The organism is Occultella gossypii, from assembly GCF_019947135.1.
GTDB classification, from domain to species: domain Bacteria; phylum Actinomycetota; class Actinomycetes; order Actinomycetales; family Beutenbergiaceae; genus Occultella; species Occultella gossypii.
The window spans coordinates 71251-96149 of the sequence record NZ_JAGSHT010000013.1 but is presented as its reverse complement, the minus strand read 5'-3'; the positions used below and the strand labels follow the sequence as shown (position 1 = coordinate 96149).

At 71.8% G+C, this 24899-nt stretch carries 22 protein-coding genes and 1 pseudogene; 20 read left to right on the top strand and 3 right to left on the bottom strand.

Annotated elements, in window-relative coordinates; all coding sequences use genetic code 11:
- The first annotated feature begins 130 nt into the window (after positions 1 to 130).
- Positions 131 to 1507: a C40 family peptidase gene (locus tag KCQ71_RS27655; protein WP_223406814.1), complete on the top strand. Its 1377-nt coding sequence runs from the start codon at positions 131 to 133 to the stop codon at positions 1505 to 1507.
- Between the two features lie 24 nt (positions 1508 to 1531).
- Here KCQ71_RS27655 and KCQ71_RS13765 read toward each other — a convergent pair whose 3' ends face one another.
- Together KCQ71_RS13765 and KCQ71_RS13760 are read right to left on the bottom strand one after the other, a co-directional pair.
- The gene (locus KCQ71_RS13765; RefSeq protein ID WP_223406812.1) at positions 1532 to 2035 is read right to left on the bottom strand and encodes a pyridoxamine 5'-phosphate oxidase family protein; all 504 of its coding nucleotides are present in this window, start codon (positions 2033 to 2035) and stop codon (positions 1532 to 1534) included.
- Between the two features lie 99 nt (positions 2036 to 2134).
- Positions 2135 to 2650 (bottom strand): inorganic diphosphatase, encoded by a 516-nt coding sequence (locus tag KCQ71_RS13760; protein WP_223406810.1) that lies wholly within the window; start codon positions 2648 to 2650, stop codon positions 2135 to 2137.
- Between the two features lie 103 nt (positions 2651 to 2753).
- Between KCQ71_RS13760 and dacB the strand changes: the two genes are divergently transcribed.
- The 17 genes and pseudogenes from dacB to KCQ71_RS13675 all read left to right on the top strand — a co-directional run bounded on the left by dacB (position 2754) and on the right by KCQ71_RS13675 (position 22046).
- Positions 2754 to 4178 carry a D-alanyl-D-alanine carboxypeptidase/D-alanyl-D-alanine endopeptidase gene (gene dacB, locus KCQ71_RS13755; protein WP_223406808.1) on the top strand — a complete coding sequence of 475 codons (1425 nt, stop codon included), beginning with the start codon at positions 2754 to 2756 and terminating at the stop codon, positions 4176 to 4178.
- Positions 4179 to 4339: 161 nt separating this feature from the next.
- Positions 4340 to 5419 (top strand): Rv3626c family coenzyme F420 biosynthesis-associated protein, encoded by a 1080-nt coding sequence (locus KCQ71_RS13750; RefSeq protein WP_223406806.1) that lies wholly within the window; start codon positions 4340 to 4342, stop codon positions 5417 to 5419.
- Between the two features lie 20 nt (positions 5420 to 5439).
- On the top strand, positions 5440 to 6642 hold the full coding sequence (gene tilS / locus KCQ71_RS13745) for a tRNA lysidine(34) synthetase TilS (protein WP_223406804.1): 1203 nt from the start codon (positions 5440 to 5442) through the stop codon (positions 6640 to 6642).
- Positions 6643 to 7197 (top strand): hypoxanthine phosphoribosyltransferase, encoded by a 555-nt coding sequence (gene hpt / locus KCQ71_RS13740; protein ID WP_154795670.1) that lies wholly within the window; start codon positions 6643 to 6645, stop codon positions 7195 to 7197.
- Positions 7198 to 7337: 140 nt separating this feature from the next.
- Entirely contained in the window at positions 7338 to 9500 is a 2163-nt protein-coding gene (gene ftsH / locus KCQ71_RS13735; protein WP_223406802.1) for an ATP-dependent zinc metalloprotease FtsH, read from the top strand.
- Between the two features lie 14 nt (positions 9501 to 9514).
- The gene (folE, locus tag KCQ71_RS13730; RefSeq protein WP_223406801.1) at positions 9515 to 10105 is read left to right on the top strand and encodes a GTP cyclohydrolase I FolE; all 591 of its coding nucleotides are present in this window, start codon (positions 9515 to 9517) and stop codon (positions 10103 to 10105) included.
- 126 nt (positions 10106 to 10231) lie between these two features.
- A complete protein-coding gene (folP, locus tag KCQ71_RS13725; RefSeq protein WP_223406799.1) occupies positions 10232 to 11083 on the top strand; it encodes a dihydropteroate synthase in 852 nt (283 codons plus the stop codon).
- A complete protein-coding gene (gene folK / locus KCQ71_RS13720; protein WP_223406797.1) occupies positions 11080 to 13371 on the top strand; it encodes a 2-amino-4-hydroxy-6-hydroxymethyldihydropteridine diphosphokinase in 2292 nt (763 codons plus the stop codon). Before folP ends, folK begins: the two co-directional genes overlap by 4 nt.
- A gap of 3 nt (positions 13372 to 13374) precedes the next feature.
- A complete protein-coding gene (locus KCQ71_RS13715; protein WP_223406795.1) occupies positions 13375 to 13836 on the top strand; it encodes a DUF3180 domain-containing protein in 462 nt (153 codons plus the stop codon).
- Positions 13837 to 13922: 86 nt separating this feature from the next.
- Positions 13923 to 14417: a PH domain-containing protein gene (locus KCQ71_RS13710; RefSeq protein WP_223406793.1), complete on the top strand. Its 495-nt coding sequence runs from the start codon at positions 13923 to 13925 to the stop codon at positions 14415 to 14417.
- Positions 14414 to 15997, top strand: a complete 1584-nt coding sequence (locus tag KCQ71_RS13705) for a PH domain-containing protein (RefSeq protein WP_223406791.1) — start codon at positions 14414 to 14416, stop codon at positions 15995 to 15997. The genes KCQ71_RS13710 and KCQ71_RS13705 overlap by 4 nt, the downstream gene beginning before the upstream one ends.
- Positions 15994 to 16866, top strand: a pseudogene (locus tag KCQ71_RS13700) (Rossmann-like and DUF2520 domain-containing protein); the annotation flags it as partial. The gene KCQ71_RS13705 and the pseudogene KCQ71_RS13700, both read left to right, overlap by 4 nt.
- A 60-nt stretch (positions 16867 to 16926) precedes the next feature.
- The gene (gene panC / locus KCQ71_RS13695; protein ID WP_223407331.1) at positions 16927 to 17922 is read left to right on the top strand and encodes a pantoate--beta-alanine ligase; all 996 of its coding nucleotides are present in this window, start codon (positions 16927 to 16929) and stop codon (positions 17920 to 17922) included.
- A 9-nt stretch (positions 17923 to 17931) separates the two neighbouring features.
- The gene (gene lysS, locus KCQ71_RS13690; RefSeq protein ID WP_372454024.1) at positions 17932 to 19473 is read left to right on the top strand and encodes a lysine--tRNA ligase; all 1542 of its coding nucleotides are present in this window, start codon (positions 17932 to 17934) and stop codon (positions 19471 to 19473) included.
- Positions 19474 to 19767: 294 nt separating this feature from the next.
- Positions 19768 to 20103: a histone-like nucleoid-structuring protein Lsr2 gene (locus KCQ71_RS13685; RefSeq protein ID WP_223406789.1), complete on the top strand. Its 336-nt coding sequence runs from the start codon at positions 19768 to 19770 to the stop codon at positions 20101 to 20103.
- Between the two features lie 101 nt (positions 20104 to 20204).
- Positions 20205 to 21233 (top strand): lactonase family protein, encoded by a 1029-nt coding sequence (locus tag KCQ71_RS13680; RefSeq protein WP_223406787.1) that lies wholly within the window; start codon positions 20205 to 20207, stop codon positions 21231 to 21233.
- Between the two features lie 75 nt (positions 21234 to 21308).
- Positions 21309 to 22046, top strand: a complete 738-nt coding sequence (locus KCQ71_RS13675) for a phosphoglyceromutase (protein ID WP_223406785.1) — start codon at positions 21309 to 21311, stop codon at positions 22044 to 22046.
- 69 nt (positions 22047 to 22115) lie between these two features.
- Here KCQ71_RS13675 and phoU read toward each other — a convergent pair whose 3' ends face one another.
- On the bottom strand, positions 22116 to 22778 hold the full coding sequence (gene phoU / locus KCQ71_RS13670) for a phosphate signaling complex protein PhoU (protein ID WP_223406783.1): 663 nt from the start codon (positions 22776 to 22778) through the stop codon (positions 22116 to 22118).
- Positions 22779 to 23005: 227 nt separating this feature from the next.
- Here phoU and KCQ71_RS13665 point away from each other — a divergent pair, with 227 nt between their 5' ends.
- Both KCQ71_RS13665 and KCQ71_RS13660 read left to right on the top strand, forming a co-directional pair.
- Complete coding sequence (locus KCQ71_RS13665; RefSeq protein WP_223406781.1) at positions 23006 to 24229, top strand: sensor histidine kinase; 1224 nt, start codon at positions 23006 to 23008, stop codon at positions 24227 to 24229.
- Positions 24207 to 24896 carry a response regulator gene (locus KCQ71_RS13660; RefSeq protein ID WP_223406779.1) on the top strand — a complete coding sequence of 230 codons (690 nt, stop codon included), beginning with the start codon at positions 24207 to 24209 and terminating at the stop codon, positions 24894 to 24896. The genes KCQ71_RS13665 and KCQ71_RS13660 overlap by 23 nt, the downstream gene beginning before the upstream one ends.
- The last annotated feature ends 3 nt before the right edge of the window (positions 24897 to 24899 follow it).

Here is a 24899-nt window from a genome sequence, read left to right as displayed (position 1 = left end):
CGCTACGTTGAAGCGCGGATAGCGACGAACCGTCAACCCGACACGCCGGATAGACCCAGACGAAAAATTACATGGGTGTAGTTCCGGTGGGGCGCGGCTCGGTCGCACACGAACGGACGGAGACTGATCGGTGAGAGCACGACCTGGGCGACGATTCGTCGCCATTCTCGGCTCCGTGGTGCTTGCGGGCACCCTGGCGATCGGATCGGCGGCCGCGGAGCCGACGATCCCGAGCCAGGACGACATCGACGACTCCCAGGCCGCGGCGGACAGCACCGCCGCCCAGATCGCCGCCCTCGAGGTAGCGCTGGCCACGAACGCCGCAGCGCTCGACGCCGCGAACATCGACGCGGCGCTCGCCACCGAGGCCTACAACCAGGCCACCGTGGACCTGGAGACCGCGCAACAGGATGCGGACGCCGCTCAGGCCGCGGCCGACCAGGCCGATGCCGACGTCCTCGCAGCGAGCCAGGACGTGGCTCGTATCGCCACCGCCGCCTACCGCAACGGCGGAGACCTCCAGCAGCTGTCCGTGTTCCTCTCCGCCGACGGCGTCCAGGACGCGGTCAGTGGAGCAACGACGTTCGACCGGCTCGGTGGGAGCGCCACCGACGCACTCGGCACCCTCGATGCGGCCGAGCTGGTCGCCGACATCATGCACCAGCGGGCCGATGACGCGCTCGCCGAGCAGGAGGCGGCCACCGCGGAGCTCGAGGAGACGTCCGCCGCCGCCGACGCGGCCGCGTTCACCGCGCAGACCACCCTCGAGACCACCCAGTCCGAGCGGGCCGGCCTCATCAACGAGCTCGCCACGCTGCGGAACACCACCGCCGAGCTCGAGGCCGAGCGCCAGGCCGCCCTCGAAGCGCAGCAGCGCGAGCGCGAGAGCGCGGCCGCGGCGGCCGCGATCGACGCACCCGTCGCGACGCCGGCCGCGCCGTCCACGCCCGCCGCCGCGACGCCGTCGGCTCCTGCGGCCGACACCGCCGCACCGGCGGCTCCGGCCCCCGCGACGCCTGCGGCACCGGCTCCGGCACCGGCACCGGCACCTGCCCCAGCGCCTGCTCCGGCACCGGCGCCCGCTCCGGCTCCCGCCCCGGCGCCGGCTCCCGCTCCGGCGCCCACCCCGCCATCCACCGGCTCGGGCACGGGCGCGGCGGCCCTGGCCTGGGCGCTCACCCAGGTGGGCAAGCCCTACGTGTACGGCGCAGCCGGCCCGAACAGCTACGACTGCTCCGGCCTGACGATGCGGGCGTACCAGAACGCCGGTTCCAGCCTGCCGCGGACGACGGGCAGCCAGTACGCGGCGGTCAGCCACGTGCCGGTCGGCCAGATGCGCCCCGGTGACCTGATCTTCTACTCCGACAACGGCCGGGCCAGCGGCATCTACCACGTGGCCATCTACGCCGGTGACGGCATGCGCGTGCACGCCCCGCGGCCCGGTGGGCACGTGGAGTACGTGCCGATCTGGTGGACCAACGTGCTGCCCATGGCGGGCCGCCCGTAGTCCGGGTTCAACCCACTAGGGGGCTCAGGCGAACAGGTGCGCCGTCTGGGCGTGCGGGGCCTTGCCGAACGTGAGCACCTTCGCCGGTGTCACCGCGAACACCCAGCCCGGGTGGTCGCCGTCGCCCACGACGTCACCGTTGACCGTGAAGCGCCAGGCCTCGCCGTACTTCGCGAGGGTGGCATCGGCGAACGCCTGTAGCTGCGCCGGGTCCGTCAACCGCTGCGCCGTGCCCTCGATCACCACATCCGTGCCCGCGGCCCAGGTGTTCGCCCCGGTCGTCACGGCCACCCGCGGGTTCACCAGGAGGTTGTGCACCTTCTGCTCCCGGTCCCCGCTCGCGAAGTGGAACCGACCATCGAACCAGGCGCCGATCAGCGGCGTCACGTGCGGGCGCCCGTCGGCGCGCACGGTGCTCAGCCAGTACAACTCCGCATCGACCAGGAGCTGGTCGGTGCGGGCCCAGGACGCGGGCGTGGGGTCGTCCCCGTAGCGTGGGTCCAGGCGGGTCAGGTGTGGTCCGGACATGGGTGGCTCCTGGTGGTTGGGTCGGCTCGGTTCACCCGGGACAGACCGCAGCCGTCCCCGAGACTCACCGCGCAGAACCCGCCAGGTGCGCCCGCCCGGTCAGTGCGCGATGTGCGGCTGCGGGTGCGAGTAGCCCGTGTCGATCGCGCGCTGGAACGAGCGCCGGATCTCGGCCTCGGCGTCCTCGCGGCCGACCCAGTGCGCCCCCTCCACCGACTTGCCGGGCTCGAGGTCCTTGTAGACCTCGAAGAAGTGCTGGATCTCCAGTCGGTGGAACTCGGAGACGTCGTCGATGTCGGAGCGCCAGGACGCACGCTGGTCGCCCTTGGGTACGCACAGCACCTTGTCGTCGCCGCCGGCCTCGTCGCGCATCCGGAACATGCCCAGGGCGCGGCACCGGATCAGGCAGCCGGGGAAGGTCGGCTCCTCCAGGAGCACGAGCGCGTCGAGCGGGTCGCCGTCCTCGCCGAGGGTGCCCTCGATGTAGCCGTAGTCGTCCGGGTATCGCGTCGAGGTGAACAGCATCCGGTCCAGGCGGATCCGTCCGGTCTCGTGATCCACCTCGTACTTGTTGCGCTGTCCCTTGGGGATCTCGATGGTGACGTCGAATTCCACGGTCTTCTCTTCCCGTTCGCCTGATGGTCCTTGCCCTAGTCTGGCCTACACCGGCCCGGAGTGCGGAACCCTGGGTGGTGGCTTCGGACCGGATGGGGTGAGAGTGGCACGCACGAAACGGCGCAAGCGACGCCGTCGGGGCCTCGCCGTCGGGCTGGTCCTCACCCTGGTGGTCGCGGGACTCGGCGGATACGCCTACCTCGACATCACCGATCAGGCGCCCGGCGTGCTCACCGACGACCCACCGTGGCCAGAGGCGGAGCCCTATCCCGACTACACCCCACCGATCGTCGCGGACCCCGCCGACGTGCCCGGTGCCGACCCGGATGCACCGCTGCCGACGGCGGACGCCCTGGCCGCGCTGACGGCGCCGCTGTTCGCCGACGACCGGGTCGGCCCCACGCCCGGCGTCTCGATCGTGGACGTTCTCACCGGCGAGGAGCTCTACGCCTCCTCGGCCGCGAACCCGTACGTGCCCGCCTCCACCCTGAAGCTGCTGACCGGAGTGGCGGTGCTCGAGACGTTCGGGGACCAGCACACCTTCACCACCGAAGCCGTCCTCGGCGACGACGGCACCGTCACCCTGGTGGCCGGTGGGGACATCACGATGGCCGCGGACGTCGGCGACCCCGACGCCACGATCGGGCACGCCGGGCTCGGCGACCTCGCCGAGCAGGTGGCCACCGAACTCCTCGCCCAGGGCCGCACCGAGGTGACCCTGACCCTGGACGACACCCTGTTCACCGGCCCCACGCTCGCCCCGGACTGGGGTGAGGTGGACCTGGCCGGCGGCTGGGCGATGCCGATCGCGCCGCTCGCCGTGAACCTCGGCATCGTCGACGGCGTCACCCGCCGCCAGGACGACGCCGCCCTGGCCGCGGCGCAGAGTTTCGCGACCGCCCTGGCGGCCCGCGGGGTCACGGTGACCGGGGACGTGACCCGGGCCGCCCGTCCGCAGACCGCCACCGTGCTCGGTTCCGTGGCGTCCGCGCCGCTGCGCGACATCGTCGCCTACATGATGCAGCACTCGGACAACGTCCTCGCCGAGGTGCTCGGCCGCATGACCGCGGTGCAGACAGGCCAGGAGGCGAGCTTCCTCGGTGCGGGCGCGGCGGTGCTGGAGGTGATCGCCGGGCTCGGCGTGGATGTCACCGGCGCGCAGTTCCAGGACACCTCCGGGCTGTCCCGGGACAGCACCCTCACGCCGCGGATGCTCACCGACACGACCGTACTGATCGCCGGCGGCACCCACCCGGAACTGCTCGCAGCCGTCCAGGCCCTGCCGGTCGCGCACCTCGAGGGGACGCTGGCCGACCGCCTCGGCGACACGGACGCCGCCGGGACCCTGGCCGCGAAGACCGGCACCCTTCCGCAGGCGGTCGCGCTCGCCGGCCTGGTGACCACGGCGGACGGGCGCCTGCTCGCGTTCAGTGCCCTCGCCAACGGCTTTCCTGCGGGGGCCGGCTACCAGGCCCGGATGGCCATCGACACGTGGGCCGCCGGGCTCGCCGCCTGCGGCTGCACCTGACCGGCGTCGAGCGTGCTGAGGTCGCCGCCAGTTCCGCTCACTCACCGCGGCGCCGGTGACGACGCCTACTCTTGGGGGATGAACCTCGCCGCGCACGGCCCGCAGGTGACACCGCAGCGCGCGGACCGGCCCACGGCCAGGCCCGAGGCGGGAGCGACCAGGTGAGCGACGCCGTCGACTGGGACCTGGCTGCACGACGCGCCGGACGGCTGGCCCGGCCCGGCCCCACCGCCGAGCGCGACGAGCTGAGCGCGCTGGTGGCGTCGCTGCGCACCGGCGCGGCCCGGGCGCCCGAGTTCGTCGGCACCGTCACCGCCCTGCCGGAGGCCGCCGAGCGCGCGGCCAAGGGCCCCGTCTATGTGATCGACCGACCGCGCTGGTCCGAGGGCAACCTCGGCATGCTGCGGCACCTCGTCGGCGACCTGATGCCGGCCCCGAAGGGCCCGGGCGGCCCCCGGTTCGCCGCCGAGGAGCTCGGGGCGCTGCTGAGCCTGCTCTCCTCCCGCGTGCTCGGCCAGTACGACCCGTTCACCCCGCCGTCCGCCGGGCCGGACGTCGGCGGCCGCGTCGTGGGAGGTGCCGGCCGCCTGGTCCTGGTGGCGCCGAACATCCTGCACGTGCAGCGCCAGCTGAACCTGCGGGCCGCCGACTTCCACCTCTGGGTCTGCCTGCACGAGCAGACCCACGCCCTCCAGTTCGCCGCGGCGCCGTGGCTCGCCGAGCACCTGCGCACCCAGGTGCGGGACCTGCTGGCGACCCTGCTCGTGGAGGACGACGCCGCGACCCGGATGCGGGACCTGCTCGGCGCCCTGCCCCGGGTGCTGCGTGGCGACGCCGAACCGGCGACCGCCTCCTCCGGCGGCGCCCTCCTCGGTGCCGTCCTGACCGACGCCGAGCAGGAGGCGATGGACGCCTCGATCGCGATCATGTCCCTGTTGGAGGGGCACGCCGACGTGGTGATGGACGCGGTCGGCCCGCGGGTGGTGCCCACGGTTCGCACCATCCGCAAGTCGTTCGAGGCGCGCCGCTCCGGGCAGGGGTTCGTGGACACGGTGCTGCGCCGGGTCCTCGGCCTGGACGCCAAGCTCGCCCAGTACCGCGAGGGCGCGAAGTTCGTCCGGGCCGTCGTGGCCAAGGTCGGGCACCCCGGCCTGAACGCGGTCTGGTCGGCGCCCGAGCGGCTGCCCACCGCCGCCGAGATCGCCGACCCCGACGTCTGGGTCCGGCGGGTCCACGGCTAGTGCCCCGGCTGGATCCCGCCGTGGCCGCCGTCCGGGCGGCGGCCCGGGCGTTCCTGCAGGACCGCCTCGACGACGGCTCGTTGGCCCGCGGTGACCTGGTTCTGGTCGCCTGCTCCGGTGGCGCCGACTCGCTCGCGCTCGCGGCGGCCACCGCATTCGTGGCACCCCGGCTCGGGCTGCGGGCGGGCGCGGTCAGCGTCGACCACGGGCTCCAGCACGGCAGCCGCGCCGTCAGTGAGCGGGCGGCCGCCGTGTGCGCCGGGCTCGGCCTGGCCCCGGCCGAGGTGTTGGGGCCCGACGGCGCAGGTGCTCCGGGCGGTGACGGCGAAGGTCCCGAGGGCGCGGCTCGGGCACTGCGGTACGACCTGCTCGCGGCCGCCGCGGCCGAACACGGCGCGGCCGGGGTGCTGCTCGGGCACACCCGGGCGGATCAGGCCGAGACCGTGCTGCTCGGCCTGGCGCGTGGCTCCGGCACCCGCGCGCTCGCCGGCATGGCGCCGATCCGTGGGGCATTCTGGCGGCCGCTGCTCGGTGTGGGCCGGGAGCAAACCCGACGGGCCTGCGAGATTCTGGGCCTGGCGGCGTGGGAGGACCCGACGAACGCGGCCGACGGTCCGCTGCGCACCGCGGCCGGCGCGGCACTGCCCCGCGCGGCCTTGCGCGAGCGGGTACTGCCCGAGCTCGCCCGCGCGCTCGGGCCGGGGGTGGAGGTCGCGCTGGCCCGCACCGCGGACCTGGCCCGCGACGACGCCGACCTGCTCGACGAGCTGGCCCGGCACCTGCTCGAGCACGCCACCGTTGCGACCGACGGCCCGACAACCGCCGGGCCGGGCAATCCGACGGGCACCGAAACCGGCACCCGGACCGGCACCGAGAACGTCGACGGAAGCGACGCCGTCGAGCCGGGAGCAGCGGCGGTGGTGCTCGACGTGTCGGTGCTCGTCGACGCCCACCCGGCCCTGCGCCGTCGGGCCCTTCGGCTGGCTGCCCTCGAGGCCGGCGCCGACGACGGCGCCCTCGCCCGGGTGCACGTGCAGGGCCTCGACGCCCTGCTCACCGACTGGCACGGGCAGGGACCGATCCACCTGCCCGGGCCGACCGAGGCGGTCCGCAGGTATGGCAGGCTGTTCCTGCGCGGGGGCGCGTCGGCTCGCGCTGCCGCACTCGATGATCCGCACGGACCGAGCGCACCTCATCGACACAGTGACAATCGGGAGAGTTGAGTGGACGCCAACGACATGGGCTCGGACCTTGAGAAGGTCCTGGTCAGCGAGGCGCAGATCGCGACCCGGCTCGATGAGCTCGCGGCCCAGATCGACGCCGACTACGCGGGTCGGGAACTGCTGCTGGTCGGCGTCCTCAAGGGTGCGGTGATGGTCATGGCGGACCTGTCCCGCCGGCTGCACACCGACCTCAAGATGGACTGGATGGCCGTCTCGTCCTACGGGTCGGGCACGAAGTCCTCCGGCGTGGTGCGCATCCTCAAGGACCTCGACACCGACCTGCTGGACAAGCACGTGCTGATCGTCGAGGACATCATCGACTCCGGCCTGACGCTGTCCTGGCTGGTCTCCAACCTCCGCAGCCGGAACCCCGCCTCACTGGAGATCGCGACCCTGCTCCGTAAGCCGGACGCCGCCAAGGTGGATGTGGACGTCCGCTACATCGGCTTCGAGGTTCCGAACGAGTTCGTGGTCGGTTACGGACTCGATTACGACGAGCGATACCGCAACCTGCCGTTCGTGGGCACGCTCGCTCCGCACGTCTACCAGGGCTGAGGTCGGCGCTCCGATGTGCGGTGCCCTGACGCGGGTGTTCATGCCGTAGGCGAACACATGCCGGAATTCACGGCCCCGTCGTATACCGTCACGGTCTAACACTGCGAGCAGGAGGGACGGGGCGCAGCCCCACACCTAGGATGAATGTGAAGAAGTTGTTGCGCGGGCCGCTCATCTGGGTGCTCATCCCGCTGATCGTCATCTTCGTGAGTTTCCAGCTCATGAGCGGCGGCGGCACCCGCCAGATCGACACGTCCGCGGGTCTCGAACTGCTCGCCGGGGACACCGTCGAGCAGGCGCAGATCACCGATGGCTCGCAGCGGGTCAACCTCACACTCACCGAGGACTACCTCGTCGGTGGCGACGAGGACCAGAACATGGGTCGCGACGTCGAGTTCTACTACGCCGCACCGCAGGGCGAGACGGTCGCCGAGGCGATCACCGCCGCGGAGCCGGAGGGTGGCTTCAACTCCGTCGTCCCGCAGACCCCGTGGTGGTCGTCGCTGCTGATGACGCTGCTCACCGTGCTGCTGCTGGTCGGGCTCTTCTGGTTCCTGATGTCCCGCCTCCAGGGCGGCAACTCCCGGATGATGAACTTCGGGAAGTCGAAGGCCAAGCAGGTCTCCAAGGAGGCCCCGAAGGTCAAGTTCACCGACGTCGCCGGCGTGGACGAGGCCATCGAGGAACTCGAGGAGATCCGCGACTTCCTCACCGAGCCCGCCAGGTTCCAGGCAGTCGGGGCGAAGATCCCCAAGGGTGTGCTGCTGTACGGGGCGCCCGGCACCGGCAAGACCCTGATGGCCCGCGCCGTCGCAGGTGAGGCCGACGTCCCGTTCTACTCGATCTCCGGTTCGGACTTCGTCGAGATGTTCGTGGGTGTGGGTGCCTCGCGCGTCCGGGACCTGTTCGAGCAGGCGAAGGCGAACGCCCCGGCGATCATCTTCGTGGACGAGATCGACGCCGTCGGTCGTCAGCGCGGCGCCGGCCTCGGCGGCGGGCACGACGAGCGTGAGCAGACCCTGAACCAGCTCCTGGTGGAGATGGACGGGTTCGACGCGAACGCGAACGTCATCATGATCGCGGCCACGAACCGTCCGGACATCCTCGACCCCGCCCTGCTGCGTCCGGGGCGATTCGACCGGCAGATCTCCGTCGAGTCGCCGGACCTGAAGGGCCGCGAGGCGATCCTCGACGTGCACGCCAAGGGCAAGCCGATGGCGCCCGCGGTCGACCTGCACGCGGTGGCCAAGCGCACCCCCGGATTCACCGGTGCGGACCTGGCGAACGTCCTGAACGAGGCCGCGCTGCTCACCGCCCGCACCGGGCTGGAGCTGATCGGTGACCACGAGCTGGACGAGGCCATCGACCGCGTGATCGCGGGCCCGCAGAAGAAGTCCCGGATCATGAACGAGAAGGAGCGCAAGCTCACGGCCTACCACGAGGGCGGTCACGCCCTGGTCGCGGCCGCGCTCCGGTACACGGACCCGGTCACCAAGGTGACGATCCTGCCCCGTGGGCGGGCCCTCGGGTACACGATGGTGATGCCCGCCGAGGACAGGTACTCGACCACCCGGAACGAGCTGCTCGACCAGCTCGCCTACGCGATGGGCGGCCGCGTCGCCGAGGAGATCGTCTTCCACGACCCGACCACGGGTGCGTCGAACGACATCGAGAAGGCCACCGCGACCGCGCGCAAGATGGTCAAGGAGTTCGGCATGAGCGAGCGGGTCGGCGCGATCCGGCTCGGGCAGGCCGACGGCGAGGTGTTCCTGGGCCGTGACATGGGCCACCAGCGGGAGTATTCCGAGGACGTCGCCGGGCTCATCGACGACGAGGTCCGTCGGTTCATCGACTCCGCGCACGACGAGGCGTGGGAGATCCTCACCCACTACCGCCAGGTGCTCGACGACCTCGCGCTCGCGCTGCTGGAGCGGGAGACCCTGAACCAGGCCGAGCTGGCCGAGGTGTTCGTACCGATCACGAAGCGGCAGCCGCGCCCGGTCTGGCTGTCCAGCCAGCACCGAGCCGTCAGCGACGTGCCGCCCGTGCAGTCCCCGCGCGAGATCGCGAGCGGGGCCGTTCCGATGCTGCCCCAGGATCAGGCCGCGGCGGCCGGCGACGACGAGGCGCCCGCCGAGACGATCGTCGAGGTGCCGGAACGGTTCGCCTACCCGGGCGAGTCCACCGCGGGACCGGTCGGCGGGCAGACTCCGGGCCAGCCGGCACCGGACCGGCCGGCACCGGGCGCGGCCGGCGAATCCGACCAGAGCGGCCCGGGCGGGTCCACGCCGGGACAGTCCTAGGAGTTCACAACCTCATGGCCGAACAACTGCCTGCTGCCCGTCCGTATGACGCCGAGGGCGTCGAACGGGCCGTGCGGGACCTGCTCATCGCAGTGGGGGAGGACCCGGACCGGGAAGGCCTGCGGGACACCCCGAAGCGGATGGCCAAGGCCTACACGGAGATCTTCGCGGGCCTGCATGCCGAGCCCGAGGACGTCGTCCAGACGTTCTTCGAGATCGAGCACGAGGAGATGGTGATCGTCCGTGACATCGCCGTCTACTCCACCTGCGAGCATCACCTGCTGCCGTTCCACGGGGTCGCCCACGTCGGCTACATCCCGTCGGTCGACGGCACCGTCACGGGGCTCAGCAAGCTGGCCCGGCTCGTCGACGTGTTCGCCAAGCGGCCCCAGGTCCAGGAGCGGCTCACCAGCCAGGTCGCGGACGCCCTGGTCCGGCTGCTGGACGCGCGCGGCGTGATCGTCGTCATCGAGTGCGAGCACCTGTGCATGTCGATGCGTGGGGTGCGCAAGCCGGGTGCGCGGACCGTGACGTCCGCCGTGCGCGGACAGATGCGGAACACCGCCACCCGCGCCGAGGCGATGAGTCTCATCGCGCGTGACTGATCGAGCCCGCGCACGACTGATGGTCGTTCGCCGCGGCCTGCGCCGCCCTGCCCCTGGCACGTCCGGTACGTCGCGCCCCCGTCCCCGCGCTGATGGACCGGTGCAGGGAATGGATAGGGTGACCGAATGACTCCGCGGACGCTCGTGATGGGCGTGGTCAACGTCACCCCCGACTCGTTCAGTGACGGCGGGCAGTGGTTCGAACAGGACGTGGCGATCGCGCACGGACGGCACCTGCTCGCCCAGGGCGCGGACATCCTCGACATCGGCGGCGAGTCCACCCGCCCGGGCGCGGAGCGGGTCAGCCTCGCCGAAGAGTTGCAGCGGGTGGTGCCCGTGGTCGAGGCGCTCGCCGCCGCCGGCGCCGTGATCAGCGTCGACACCATGCGTGCCGAGGTCGCCTCCGCATCCCTCGGTGCCGGTGCCACCTTCATCAACGACGTCTCCGGGGGCCTCGCGGACCCGCAGATGGTGCCCCTCGTCGCGGCTGGTGACTTCACGTACGTGGTCTCGCACTGGCGCGGACACTCCGACGTCATGGCGGAGCACGCGACGTACGGTGACGTGGTCGGCGAGGTCGTCGGCGAGCTCCGCGGGCGCCTGGCGGCGATCCTCGCCGCGGGCGTCGACCCCGAGCGCGTCATCATCGATCCGGGCCTCGGATTCGCCAAGGACGGCGCCGACAACTGGCGCCTGCTCGCCCACCTGGACGCGTTGACGGCGCTCGGCCACCGGGTCCTCATCGGGGCCTCCCGCAAGCGCTTCCTCGGGCAGCTGCTCGACGACGCGGGCGCCGAGTCGCTCCCGGTGTTCCGGGACCGGGCCACGGCCGCGGTCACCGCGCTCGTGGCCGCTCACGGAGTGTGGGGCGTGCGGGTGCACGAGGTGGCAGGCTCTGTGGATGCCGTCAGAGTGGCCCAGGCGCTGCGTTCGGCAGAGAATGAACCCAGTTCGGAAGGTCGAGAAGGGACACCATGAACTCCGAGGACAACCACGCCCACGACGTCATCCGCCTGATCGGGCTGGGTGGGGTGGGCCGCCACGGCGTCCTGCCGGAGGAACGTCGCGACGGGCAGACCTTCCTCGCCGACGTGATCCTGCACGTCGACACCCGAGCGGCGGCCGCCAGCGATGACCTCGCCGACACGGTCAACTACGCCGACGTCGCCCAGGAGATCGTGTCGATCATCGAGGGCGAACCGGTCAACCTGATCGAGACCCTCGCCGCCCGGATCGCCGACGCGGCGCTCGCACCCGCCGCCGTCCGGTCCGTCGAGGTGACGGTGCACAAGCCGGAGGCGCCCGTCGGGGTGCCGTTCACGGACGTTCAAATCACGATCACCCGCGGGGAGCCCACGGGCGCAGCCGCACCGGTCGGGCCGGCCGCCGAGGCGGAGTTCGCCGCCCCCGCCGTCGCAGCCGCAGCCATGCCCGCGGTCGTCGCACCCGTGGCCGTCCCACCGGCGGCCGAGGCGGATTCCTCGTTCGACGGAGTGCCGGCTCCTGCGCCGGAGGAGGCACCGGAAGCGGGTGGAGCGATCCTGGAGCGGGTGCCGGACGAGCCCGTGGAAGTGGTGCTCTCGATCGGCGGCAACGTCGGCGACGTGCGGGCCACGATGCGGGCGGCCGTCGCGGACCTGCGCGAGGTCCCCGGCCTGACCGTCACCACCGTGTCCCCGTTGGCCCGCACCGCCGCGGTGGTGCTGCCCGACGCCGTTCCCCAGCCGGACTTCCTCAACGCCGTGGTGCTGGCGAGCACCACCCTCTCGCCGATGGATCTCCTGAGGCGCATGCACGAGGTCGAGGACGCCTACGGACGTCAGCGCCGTGAGCGCTGGGGCGAGCGCACGCTGGACATCGACATCGTCACCTTCGACGGCGTCTCGAGCGTCGAGCCCGAACTCACCCTCCCGCACCCCCGGGCCAACGAGCGCGCGTTCGTGCTGGTTCCGTGGGCGCAGGCGGACCCGTCCGCGTTCCTGCCAGGGCTTGGCGGGGGACCGGTCGCCGTGCTCGCCGAGACCGCCCCGGACCGGTCCGGGGTGCGCTGGCTCGCGCTCGACTGGTTGGACCCGACGGCGGGGCAACGGTCCCGTGGGCCCGTCGCCGAGGCCGCACCCGCCGAGGCACCGGCGGCGCCCGCCGAGGACTCCTCGGTCCACGCCATCATGGACGATCGGGCCGACGTCGCACCGGTGGTCGGGGCGGTGCCGGTTCAGCCCGAGTACGCCTCGGAGGCGGCCGCGGAGTCGGTGCATGACCTCGACGAGGAGTCCTACCAGGGCCAGGAGTCCGTGGAGGACCTCGAACTCCTGGCCCACACCGACGGCGACGAGTCCGAGCCCGCTGCGCCGATGGCCGTCGAGCAGCCGGAGGCCGCCTCGGAGCAGTACGCCGACTCCCCGTTCGCACGCCCGGCAGCGGCGCAGTCCGAGGGCTCGCCGGTCCAGCCATCGGCACCGGTCGTGCCGCCGGCGTACCAGGTGCCCGCGCCGATGGTGCCGCCGGAGTACCAGGCGCCCGCGCCGCCCGAGTACCAGGCGCCCGCGCCGGAGGGCTACGCCCCGGTCGAGCTGCCACCGACACCGCAGGCGCCCTACGAGCAGCCCTCATACGAGCAGCCGTCGTACGGGCAGCACATGTCCGAGGAGCCCTCGTACGGGCAACATGTCTCCGAGCAGCCCTCCTTCGGTCAGCCGGCCGAGCCGGCCGCCTCCGAGCCATCGGCATTCCAACCGTCGGGTCAGGACCAGTCCGGTTTTGAGCCGTCGGGCCAGGACCAGTCCGGCTTTGAGCCGTCGGGTCAGGACCAGTCCGGTTTTGAGCCGTCGGGCCAGGACCGGTCCGGCTATGAGCCGGCCGCGCCGGCGCAGTCCGGCCTCGAGCCGCCGGCGTACGAGCCGCCCGCGTACGAACCGCCCGTCCCGCCCCAGCCGCCTGCACCCCCCGCCTACGAGCCCCCGGCCTACGAGCCCCCTGCCCCGGCGCCCGAGCGGCCGACGCCCGCGGAACCACCCGCACCGGCGCCGTCGGGCCTCGAACCGCAGGCGCCGCCGTCGGGCTTCGAGCCTGCCCCTGCCGAGCCGGAGCCGGCGGGCTTCGGCTCCTCCGGACCGGTCTCGTTCCCGCCCCAGCGGGGCGATGACGAGATCGACGAGCAGACCCGCCGGCCGTCCGGTCCCTGGACCGGGCCTGAGTCAGACCCGGAGCCGCAGCCGCCGGCGGCGCCCCCGAAGTGGCAGCCGCTGCGCCGCGACCCGAACTGACCGATGCAGCAGGTCGGCTGGCGCGCGCTGGCGGCCACGGTCATCGTGGTCGGAACGATCGCCGCCATCGCGTTGCGCTGGTGGTACACCCGGGGAAACAGTCTGCCGCCGGTCTCGGCGGCGGTGATCGTCCTGCTCGCCGTGGTGGCCGTCGTGGTGGTCCTCCTGGGCCTGCGGGTGCGCCGGGCGGTGCGTGAGCGGACCGTCACGGACCCGATCGGCGCGGCCCGGATCCTCGTGCTGGGGCAGGCCGCCGCGCTCACCGGGGCCGCGCACATCGGTTACTTCCTCGCGATCCTGCTGCTCTCGCTGCCCCGTGTGGAGGCACCCGAGCCGCGCGAGCAGGCGTTCGCGTCCGGGGTCGCGATCCTCGCCGGAGGCGTGCTCGTCGCGGCGGGTCTGTTCGCCCAGTGGTGCTGCAAGGTGCCCCCGGAGGACGAGGACGACGGTCCCGCGCCCGGCTGACTCACCCGTACGTGGTAGCGCGCCACGGGTCGGGCTCCGCCGCGCGGTGGACGCGCAGGCGCAGGCACATCAGGGAGAATGGCCGCATGCCGACAACGCCCAACCCCGCACTCGACATCGAAGGCGTGCAGTGGCGCCCGATCTCCCCACGACTGATCCCGGTGCGGCAGATCTCGGTCGCGATCTTCCTCGGCCTGCCCGGCCTGGTGACGATCTGGCCCGCAGTGGTGGTCGGCTCGGCGATGTGGATCCTGCCGGCCGTGCTGCTGGCGCTGACCGCCTGGCTGCTCTGGCTGATCCCACGGCAGGTCCGGTCCATCGGTTACGCAGAGCTCGAGGACGACCTGCTCATCCGACGCGGGGTGATGTTCCGGTCCCTGGTGGTGGTGCCCTACGGACGGATGCAGTACGTGGACGTCGAGGCCGGCCCGATCGCGCGCAAGATGAAGATCGCGGCGGTGCAGCTCCACACGGCCTCGGCCGGCTCGGACGCCTCGATCCCCGGGTTGGGCGAGGATGAGGCGGCCCGGCTCCGGGATCAGCTGACCGCCCGCGGTGAGGCGAGGTTGGCCGGCCTGTGAGCGCAGACCGCGCGGGCGAGAGCCAGGTGGACTGGCGCAAGCTGCACCGCATCACCCCGCTGCTGAACGCCTGGAAGGTCGCGGCCGCGCTGATCGCGATCTTCGTCTGGCAGTACTCCGACACCCTCGGGCAGCTGGACCTGCCCACCACGCAGTTCCTCCTCGTGATCATCGGTGTGATCGTGGTCGGCTCGCTGATCGGGCTCGGCTACTCGGCCCTGGCCTGGAGCCGGACCCGGTACGGCCTCAGCCCGGAGAGCGTCTACCTGCACTCCGGCGTGCTGTTCCGCCAGCAACGCCACCTCCGGCTCGACCGGGTCCAGACCGTGGATGTAACCCAGCCGCTGCTGGCCCGGCTGTTCGGCTTCGCCTCGCTCAAGATCGAGTCGGCCGGCGGGGCGGGCTCGAACCTGACCCTGTCCTTCCTCACCGAGGACGAGGCTCAGCGGCTGCGCAACGAGCTCCTGGCCCGGGCCGCCGGAGTGACCGTCTCCGAGGCGGCCGACGGCGGCCAGGCGCCTGCCGCTCCTGCCGCGCCCGAGCGTGAGGTGCTCGCGCTCACGCCCGGCCGGCTGATCGGCTCCCTCGCCCTCTCGTTCTGGCTGATGGCGTTCGTGCTGGCCGGGGCGGTGCTGATCGTGCTCGCCGTCGTGAACCAGTCCCTGGCGCCGATCTTCGGCGTCGGGCCCGCGCTGCTCGGTGCCGTCGCGTACGTGTGGGGCCGGTTCGCGGGGGAGTTCGCGTTCCGCGTCGCCACCTCGCCCGACGGCGTCCGGGTGCGGCAGGGTCTGCTCGAGTCGAAGGCCCGCACGGTGCCGCCGGGCCGGGTGCAGGCCGTGCAGGTGTCCCAGCCGCTGCTGTGGCGCACCCGCGGCTGGTGGCGGCTCCAGGTGAACATCGCCGGGTACGGGGCCGAGGAGACCACGGGCAGCGTGCTGTACCCGGTCGCCACGACCGAGGAGGTCGGCCGGCTGCTGTACCTGGTCCAGCCCGACCTCGGCGACCCCCGGCCGCTCCAGCTGCTCGAGGCCGGCCTGTCCGGCACCGGCGGCGACGAGGGGTTCGTCACGTCGCCGCGCCGGGTGCGCTGGCTCGACTGGTGGACCTGGCGCCGCACCGGTTTCCGCGTCACCGACACCGTCACCATCCTGCGCACCGGCCGCGTCTGGCGCCGGCTGGTCATCGTGCCGCACGAGCGGACCCAGTCCCTGGGCCTGTCCGAGGGGCCGCTGGACCGCCGGCTGCGGGTCGCGAACTTCTCGCTGCACTCCACGCCCGGCCCGATCACTCCGATCGTCACACACATCGACGCCGACGTTGCCCGCGCGCTGCTGGTGGACGTCGCCGACCGGGCTCGCCGGGCCCGCCGGGACGCCGGCCCGGAGCAGTGGATGCTGCCGCGCACCGCGGCCGCGGCCGCAGCGGCCGACGGCGCAGCACCGGATCCGACGGCGGCCCCCGCCACCTTCGGTGGGATCCTTCCGAGCCCGCCGGTGCGGGCCGTCTACGGTGGCGTGCTGCCCGGGCACGGCGCCGCGGTGACGGACGAACCCGTCGAGGGTGGCAGGATGCACGGGTGACTTCTCGACCTGGACGGCTCGGTGTCGGTGTGGTCGGCGCGGGCCGGGTGGGAACGGTGCTGGCGAGCGCCCTGCGCTCGGTCGGACATGCCGTCGTCGGGGCCAGCGGAGGCTCCGAGGACACCCTCGAGCGGATCGACGCGCTGCTGCCCGGCGTGCCGGTGCTCGACGTCGAGGCGGTCGTCGAACGCAGCGAGCTACTGCTGCTCACGGTGCCCGACGACGTGCTCGCCGACCTGGTCACCGGCCTCGCGGCCCTCGGCGCGTTCCAACCCGGGCAACTGGTGGTGCACACCGCCGGCCGATACGGGACCGGCGTGCTCGCCCCGGCCCGCGCCGCCGGTGCGATCCCGCTGGCGATCCACCCGGCCATGACGTTCACCGGCACCAGCCTCGACCTGTCCCGGATCGTCGGCGCCCCGTTCGCGGTCACGGCCGCGGCTCCGGTACTGCCGATCGCGCAGGCCCTCGTGGTGGAGATCGGCGGCGAGCCCGTGATCCTTGGTGAGGACGTCCGCGGGCTCTACCACGCGGCCCTCGCCCACGGCGCGAACCACCTGGTCACGCTCACCGCGCAGGCCATCCGGCTGCTGGCCGCGGCTGGGGTGGAGGACGGCGGGCAACTACTCACACCACTGTTGCAGGCCGCGCTCGACGGCGCGCTCAGGGGCGGTGAGGCGTCGTTGACCGGCCCCGTGGTCCGCGGCGACGTGGGCACCGTGCGCGAGCATCTGGCCGCGTTGGCCGAGGCCGACGGCGGCAGGCGCGGGCTCCTCGACATCGCCCCCACCTACGTGGCCCTGGCGCGCGCGACCGTACAGCGCGCCCTGATCAACGGCCGGATCGGTGAGGCTCGGGCCGGCGAGCTCCTCGACGCGCTCACGGCGCCGGCGGGCGACGCGCGCACCGCGCCGGCGAGCGGCGTCGCGGTGGCGAGCTCCGCCGTCGACGGCGTTGCTGACGGAACGGCTGATGACGGCACCGACGCCGCGGTCACCTCCGACGACGGTGCCGTCGACGCCGCGCTCGCCTCCGACGAGGGCGCAGCCGAGGACGGCGCCGGGCCGCTCGTGGTGCACACCGTGGCGGAGCTGCGCGCGCTCCGACCGCGCGAGACCCGCGCCGTGGTGATGACCATGGGTGCGCTGCACGCCGGGCACCTGGCGCTCGTGCGCGAGGCCCGCCGGCGCGCCCACGAGGTCGTCGTGACGATCTTCGTGAACCCGTTGCAGTTCTCCTCCGCCGCGGATCTCGAGACCTACCCGCGAACCCTGGACACCGACGTGGCGCTGCTCCGGGCGGAGGGGGTCGACGTGGTGTTCGCCCCGTCCGTGGAGGAGATGTACCCCGGTGCGCAGCCGCAGGTGCGGATCGTCGCCGGCCGGATGGGCGAGGTCCTCGAGGGGGAGCACCGGCCCGGTCACTTCGACGGAATGCTCACCGTGGTGCACAAGCTCCTCAACCTGACGGCCGGCGATGTCGCGTTCTTCGGCCAGAAGGACGCCCAGCAGCTCGCCCTGGTGCGCCGGATGGTCGCCGATCTGAACATGGGCATCGACGTGGTCGCGGTCCCCACCGTCCGGGACCCGGACGGGCTCGCGCTGTCCAGCCGGAACGTGCACCTGTCGCCCACGGACCGGACCGCCGCGCTGGTGCTCTCCCGGACCGTGCTCGCGGGCGCCCGGGCCGCCGAGCAGGGTCGCCCGCCCGCAGAGGTCCTCGAGGCTGCGCGCGCCGAGCTCGCGACCGCGGCCCCCGGCGACGTGCGGACGGACTACCTCGAACTCGTCGATCCGGTGACGATGAGTCCCTACCCGGACGTCGGGGGCGCCGGCGACGCACTACTGGTGATCGCAGCCCAGGTGGGGACCACCCGGCTCATCGACAATGCCGTGGTGAGCTGGGCAGATCCAGGGCATCGCTAGAATCGGGGGGTGACTGACCAGTTCCTGCCCCCCGCCGAGCCGACCGAACCGACCGTCACCCCCGACGAGGAGGGTGACGACCTGCCCGAGCAGGTCCGGATCAGGCGGGAGAAGCGCGAGAAGCTGCTGGCCGACGGTGTGGAGCCGTATCCCGTCACGCTGCCGGTCACGGACACCATCGCCGGCGTGCGCGCCGATCACCCGGACCTCGAGCCAGGCACCGAGACGGACCACGTCGTGGGAGTCGCCGGCCGGATCGTGCACCTGCGCAACACCGGGAAGTTGTGCTTCGTCACACTTCAGGACGGTGCGGGGAACCGGCTCCAGGTCATGATCTCCCTCGCCGAGGTGGGCCAGGAGTCGCTCGAGCGGTTCAAGACGCTCGTGGACCTCGGCGACCACTTCTTCGCCCACGGCCGCGTGATCGCCTCCCGCCGGGGCGAGCTGTCCGTGATGGCGGACTCCTGGGAGATCGCCGCGAAGGCGATCCGACCGCTGCCGACCCTGCACAAGGAGTCCTCGGAGGAGTCTCGGGTGCGGCGCCGCTACCTCGACCTGATCACGCGGCCGGCGGCTCGGGACATGGTCCGGACCCGCGCGGCGGTGGTGCGTTCGATGCGTGACTTCCTGCACCGCAGCGACTTCATCGAGATCGAGACGCCGATGCTGCAGACCATGCACGGTGGTGCGACGGCGCGACCGTTCGTGACGCATATGAACGCATTCGATATCGACCTGTATCTGCGGATCGCGCCGGAGTTGTTCCTCAAGCGCGCCGTCGTCGGTGGCATCGACCGCGTCTTCGAGATCAATCGGAACTTCCGTAATGAGGGCGCGGATTCCTCGCACTCGCCGGAGTTCGCGATGCTCGAGGCGTATCAGGCATACGGCGACTACAACACGATGGCGACGCTCACCAGGGAGCTGATCCAGACGGCCGCCCAGGATGTCTTCGGCACCACTCTGATGATGCTGGCCGACGGCACCGAGTACGAAATCGGCGGGAAATGGCAGGACCTGTCCCTGTATCCCTCGCTCTCCGAAGCGGTCGGCATCGAGATCACGCCGCGGACCCCGATGGAGGAATTGCTCGTCCTGGCGGACAAGGCCGAGATCGCTATCAACTCGAACATTGCGACCCCGGGTAAGGTCGCCGAGGACCTCTGGGAACACTTCGTCGGAGCGGAGCTGTACGCCCCGACATTCGTCCGGGACTTCCCGGTGGATACCTCACCACTGACGCGGGCGCACCGTGAGATCGACGGCGTGGTTGAGAAGTGGGACCTGTACGTGCGCGGATTCGAGTTGGGCACCGCCTATTCCGAGCTTGTGGATCCGGTGATCCAACGGGAGCGGTTCGAGGCCCAGGCGCAGCTCGCGGCCCGCGGTGATGCCGAGGCGATGGGTGTGGACGAGGAGTTCCTGCAGGCCATGGAGCACGGGATGCCGCCGTCCGGCGGCATGGGAATGGGCGTGGACCGCCTTCTCATGGCACTGACGGGGCAGGGGATCCGCGAGACGATCACATTCCCGTTGGTGAAGCCCCGATGAACGGATTCTGGGATGCGATGGCTGCCCTTGCCCCCTCCGTGGGTGTGGCCATTCTCTTCGTCGTCGCCATTCGGGCAATGATCCATGCGGATCGGCGTGAACGTATTGCTCGGGCCCGAGCGGAGGCCGCGGAGGATGCGCGGATCGTACGCGAATCGCGGGACGATACCAAACGAGAAGGATAGTTCTACGTTCAACAAGCTTTGACATGTTGTTGCGGATGCTGGCAGTCTGAACCCCCCGGTATTTTACTTGGGGGCATTTCCCCCCGACTGACGAGATCAAGGAATACACATGGCTCAGAAGGTCCGCGTCCTGCTCATCGACGACATCGATGGCTCGGATGCCGTCGAGACCGTGACGTTCGCACTAGATGGCGTCACCTACGAGATCGACCTGAACGAAACGAATGCCGCCGCGATCCGTGAATCCTTTGCCTCGTGGGTCGGTCACGCCCGCCGTTCAGGTGGCCGTCGCACCACCAGCACGGCTCGTCGCTCGTCCGGTTCCGCGCGTGGGAATTCCGATGCGGGCAAGATTCGTGAATGGGCCCGCGAGAACGGATTCCAGGTGAGCGACCGTGGCCGGGTCTCCGCGGAGATCCGCGAGGCGTACGCCAAGGCCCACTGATCCTGGGGCTCGCGGCAGGCCGGTCTCCTTGTGAGGGATATCGCGCCCGGCCGGCGCCCTCGGGTCACCAGTCGTGGCACTCGACCGTTAGGTTGGGTGCCATGACTTTTGTCCGGCACATGTGGATCGGGTCGACGTCCACCCCCGATGTCTCCGGTGGGATCTGGCGGCTGGACCGCCAGTCCGGCGGTGACTGGGCGGACTCGTCCGCGCAGCGGATGCTGACCGCGGACCACCCCAGCTTCCTCGCCCTGCACCCCGCCGCCGAGCGGCTGTTCGCCGTCGGCGAGGGCGAGCGGGGAACGGTCTCCTCCTACGCCGTCGACTCCGAGTGCGCGCTCCGTCGTACGGCCGTGGCCGGGAGCGGTGGGGCCGGGCCCTGTCACCTGCTCGTGCACCCGCAGGGCCACTGGCTGTATGCGTCGAACTACGGCGACGGCAGCGTCGGCGTGATCGCCCTGACCGAGGCCGGTGACGTCTCCGACCCGGTGATGAGTCTGTCGCACGCCGGGTCCGGCCCCGTGGCCGGCCGCCAGGACGGGCCGCACGCGCACTCCTCGAACCTGTCCGCCGGCGGTGGCTTCCTCATCGTGGCCGACCTCGGCACCGACCAGTTGCGGGCCTACCCGCTGGACATGGGCCGCCCGGATCCCGAGCCGATCCTCACCGACCTGCCGCCCGGTACCGGGCCGCGTCACCTGGTCGTGGCAGGCGACTACCTGTACGTGGCCGGCGAGCTCAGCGGTGAACTGGTCGTGCTGGCCTGGGACGAGGACGACGGCCGAGGCGAGGTCGTCCAGCGGGTCGCCGCCTCGACGATGCCCGGCCGGAGCCAGGACGTGCACCAGCTCTCGCACCTGCTCGCCTTCCGCGGCGGCCTCGCCGTCGGTGTGCGCGGTGCGGACTCGATCTCCACGCTCGTCATCTCCGACGACGGTGCGAGCCTCGAGCTGACCGGCGAGGTGGTCACCGCAACCTGGCCGCGGCACCTCGAGGTCGTCGGTTCGGAGCTCCTGGTCGCAGGGGAGCGGTCCGACGAGGTCGCGATCCACCCGATCACCGAGGGCGTCATCGGGCCCGTGCGCGAGAGTGTCGCCCTGCCGAGCCCGATGTTCATCCTGCCGGTCTGAACCGTTCACGCCGCCTTCCACGGAGCTGCCGGTCCCAGGTCGTGCCCGGTCGCCGCGATGCGGCAGACTGGATCCATGACGTACACCCTGGTACTGCTCCGCCACGGCGAGAGCGATTGGAACGCGAAGAACCTGTTCACCGGTTGGGTCGATGTGCCGCTCTCCGAGAAGGGCACCGCCGAGGCCACCCGAGGCGGCGAGCTGCTCGTCGAGGCCGGCGTGCTGCCGGACGTGGTGCACACCTCGCTGCTGCGTCGCGCCATCGCCACGGCGAACCTGGCACTGGACGCCGCCGACCGCCACTGGATCCCCGTCAAGCGCAACTGGCGCCTGAACGAGCGTCACTACGGCGCCCTGCAGGGCAAGGACAAGAAGCAGATCCGCGACGAGTTCGGCGAGGACCAGTTCATGACCTGGCGCCGCTCGTACGACGTGCCGCCGCCCCCGATCGAGGCCGGTTCGGAGTTCTCGCAGGACGCGGACCCGCGCTACGCCGGTGAGCCCATCCCGGCCACCGAGTGCCTCAAGGACGTGCTCGAGCGGGCGCTGCCGTACTGGGAGAGCGACGTCGTCACCGACCTGCGCGCGGGCAAGGTGGTCCTCGTGGCCGCGCACGGCAACTCGCTGCGCGCCATCATCAAGCACCTCGACGGCATCGACGACGACACCATCGCCGGGCTGAACGTGCCCACCGGGATCCCGCTCGTGTACGAGCTCGACGAGGACCTCCGGCCGGTCAACCCGGGTGGCCGCTACCTCGACCCGGACGCCGCCAAGGACGCGATCGCGGCGGTAGCCAACCAGGGTCGCTGACGCACCGACAGCATGCGAAGGCCGGGCCTCCCGACGACGGTGGCCCGGCCTTCGCGGGCCTGGCTGAGGTCAGCTGTTGTAGTCGCCGAGGCCCTCGAGGTCGCCGGTGACCAGGTAGGAGATCCGGCGTGCGACGGAGACGGCGTGGTCTCCGAAGCGCTCGTAGAACCGTGCCAGCAGGGTCACGTCGACAGTCTGCGCGGTGGTGCCTGTCCAGTCCGGGCCGAGCGTCTCGTTGAACGTCTGCTGGTGCAGCTGGTCCAGGATGTCATCGTCCCGCTCGATGGCGGCGGCGAGCTCGAGGTCACGCGTCTCGAGCAGCTGGACGACGTCCGCGGCCACCTTGTTGGCGGCGTCGGCCAGCTGGGCGAAGAGCTCGCGGGACGTTTCCGGGATCGCCTGCTCGGGGTAGCGCAGCCGGGTCACCTGGGCGACGTGGCGGGCCAGGTCCCCCATCCGCTCGATGGACGCGCTCATCCGCAGTCCCGACACGATGATCCGCAGGTCCGTGGCGACCGGCTGCTGCCGGGCGAGCAGGTTGACGCACCGGTCGTCGAGCTCACGCTCGATCTGGTCGATCGCGTCGTCCGCGACGATCACCTGCTCCGCCGCCTGGAGATCGGCGGAGGCGAGGGCCGCGGATGCCTCCCGGACGGCGGTCTGGACCTGTCGGCTCATCCGCAGCAGATCGTCACCGACTGCGCCAAGTTCCTGCTCGAAGATCGCTCGCACCGGTGGTTCTCCCTCTGGTCATCGACGGCGGTCGTCCGCCTTGGCTGTTCCGCGCGTGCCCTGCGTACCGATCGCGCCGCGCCCCGGTCAGGGGCGACGCCGCCGCACGCACACGTACTCCTCAGAATCCCATGCCCGAATGAACGGGTCGTGCATCCACGGTGAACAACAGGCTACCGGGCCGCTGGTGGCTGGGAGCACCCGATGACGGGGCCTAGTCTGGCGCTGTGGAGGGTTCCTGGTTGCCGGTCGTGGTGGGCTTGGTCGGCCTGCTCGTCGGGGCTGCCGCCGGTCTCGCGTTCCGGTGGAGCGAACGCAGCCAGTCCCGCGAACCGGAGGTCCCGACGCCCGCCGTCTCCGACGACGTTGCCGCGTTGCTCTCCGCGCTGCGGTCCACGTCCGTGCTGCTCGGGCCCGGTGGCGAGGTCCTGCGGGCCACCCCGGACGCCTACACGACCGGCCTGGTCCGCAACGGCCGGCTCACCCACACGACGCTGAACGACCTCGTGGCCGCGGTGCGCGCCGATGGGCGGATCCGCGACGAGCACCTGGACGTGCCCCGCTCGGCGGTACCGGGCGCCGACCGCCTCTCGTTCGAGGTGCGGGTGGCCCCGATGGCGGGTGGGCGGGTGCTCCTGCTGGCCGACGACCAGACGGCGCAACGCCGGCTCGAGGAGGTCCGGCGAGACTTCGTTGCGAACGTCTCGCACGAGCTCAAGACGCCGGTGGGCGCCATCGCGCTGCTCGCCGAGACGGCCGCCGACGCGGCCGACGATCCCGAGCTGGTGCGCCGGTTCGCCGCGAAGATGCAGCGCGAGGCCGTACGGCTGTCCGCCCTGGTCAAGGAGATCATCGAACTCTCCCGGCTCCAGGCACCGGACAACGAGGTCGACTTCGTGGACGTGTCCGTGGACGCGGTGGTGGCCGAGGCGGTGGACCGGATCCGCGTCGAGGCGGAGTCCCGGGACATCACGGTGGTCGTCGGTGGGACGGGTGGCCTCCGGGTGTTCGGTGACCATTCGTTACTGGTCACGGCCGTGCGGAACCTGCTCGACAACGCCTTGCGCTATTCCGAGAACGGCACCCGGGTGAGCGTGGGCGTCCGGCCGCGCGACGGCATCGCCGAGATCGCGGTGGTGGACCAGGGGCCGGGCATCTCCAGCGAGAACACGGGCCGGGTGTTCGAGCGGTTCTTCCGGGTGGACCCCGCCCGCTCCCGGGAGACCGGCGGCACGGGGCTCGGCCTGAGCATCGTCAAGCACGTGGCGCAGAACCACGGTGGCGAGGTGACCCTGTGGTCCGCCCCGGGCCGCGGGTCCACCTTCACCCTTCGTATTCCCCAGGCAGAAGACCATGGTGACGGCCCCGCGCCGTCCCACGACGAACACGCGCCGCCCGCATCACCGGCCGGCGCAGGAGGAGACAGCCGTGACCCGCATCCTGCTCGTTGAGGACGAGGAGTCCTACCGCGAACCGCTGACCTACCAGCTCACCCGTGAGGGGTTCGAGGTGGTGGCGGTGGCGACGGGCACCGATGCGCTCGTGGAGTTCGATCGCGCCGGCGCCGACCTGGTGCTCCTCGATCTGATGCTGCCTGGACTGTCCGGAGTGGAAGTGTGCCGGGAGCTGCGGCAGCGCAGCGCCGTCCCGGTGATCATGCTGACCGCCAAGGACGGGGAGATCGACAAGGTGGTGGGGCTCGAGATCGGGGCCGACGACTACGTCACCAAGCCCTACTCCTTCCGCGAGCTCCTGGCCCGGATCCGGGCGGTGCTGCGGCGCGGCACCGAGTCGATCGACGCGCTCACCCCGGCGGTCCTCAGCGTGGGCCGGATCCGGATGGACACCGACCGGCACGTGGTCACCATCGACGGTGCGGAGGTCGCCCTCCCGTTGCGCGAGTTCGAACTACTGGAGCTGCTGCTGCGCAACCCGGACCGGGTGCTCACCAGGGGGCAGCTCATCGACCGTGTCTGGGGCGCCGACTACGTGGGCGACACCAAGACCCTCGACGTCCACGTCAAGCGGATCCGGGCCAAGATCGAGGTCGACCCGGTCAACCCGCAGGTGCTGGTGACCGTGCGCGGACTGGGCTACAAGCTGGTGGACGAGCGCTGAGGA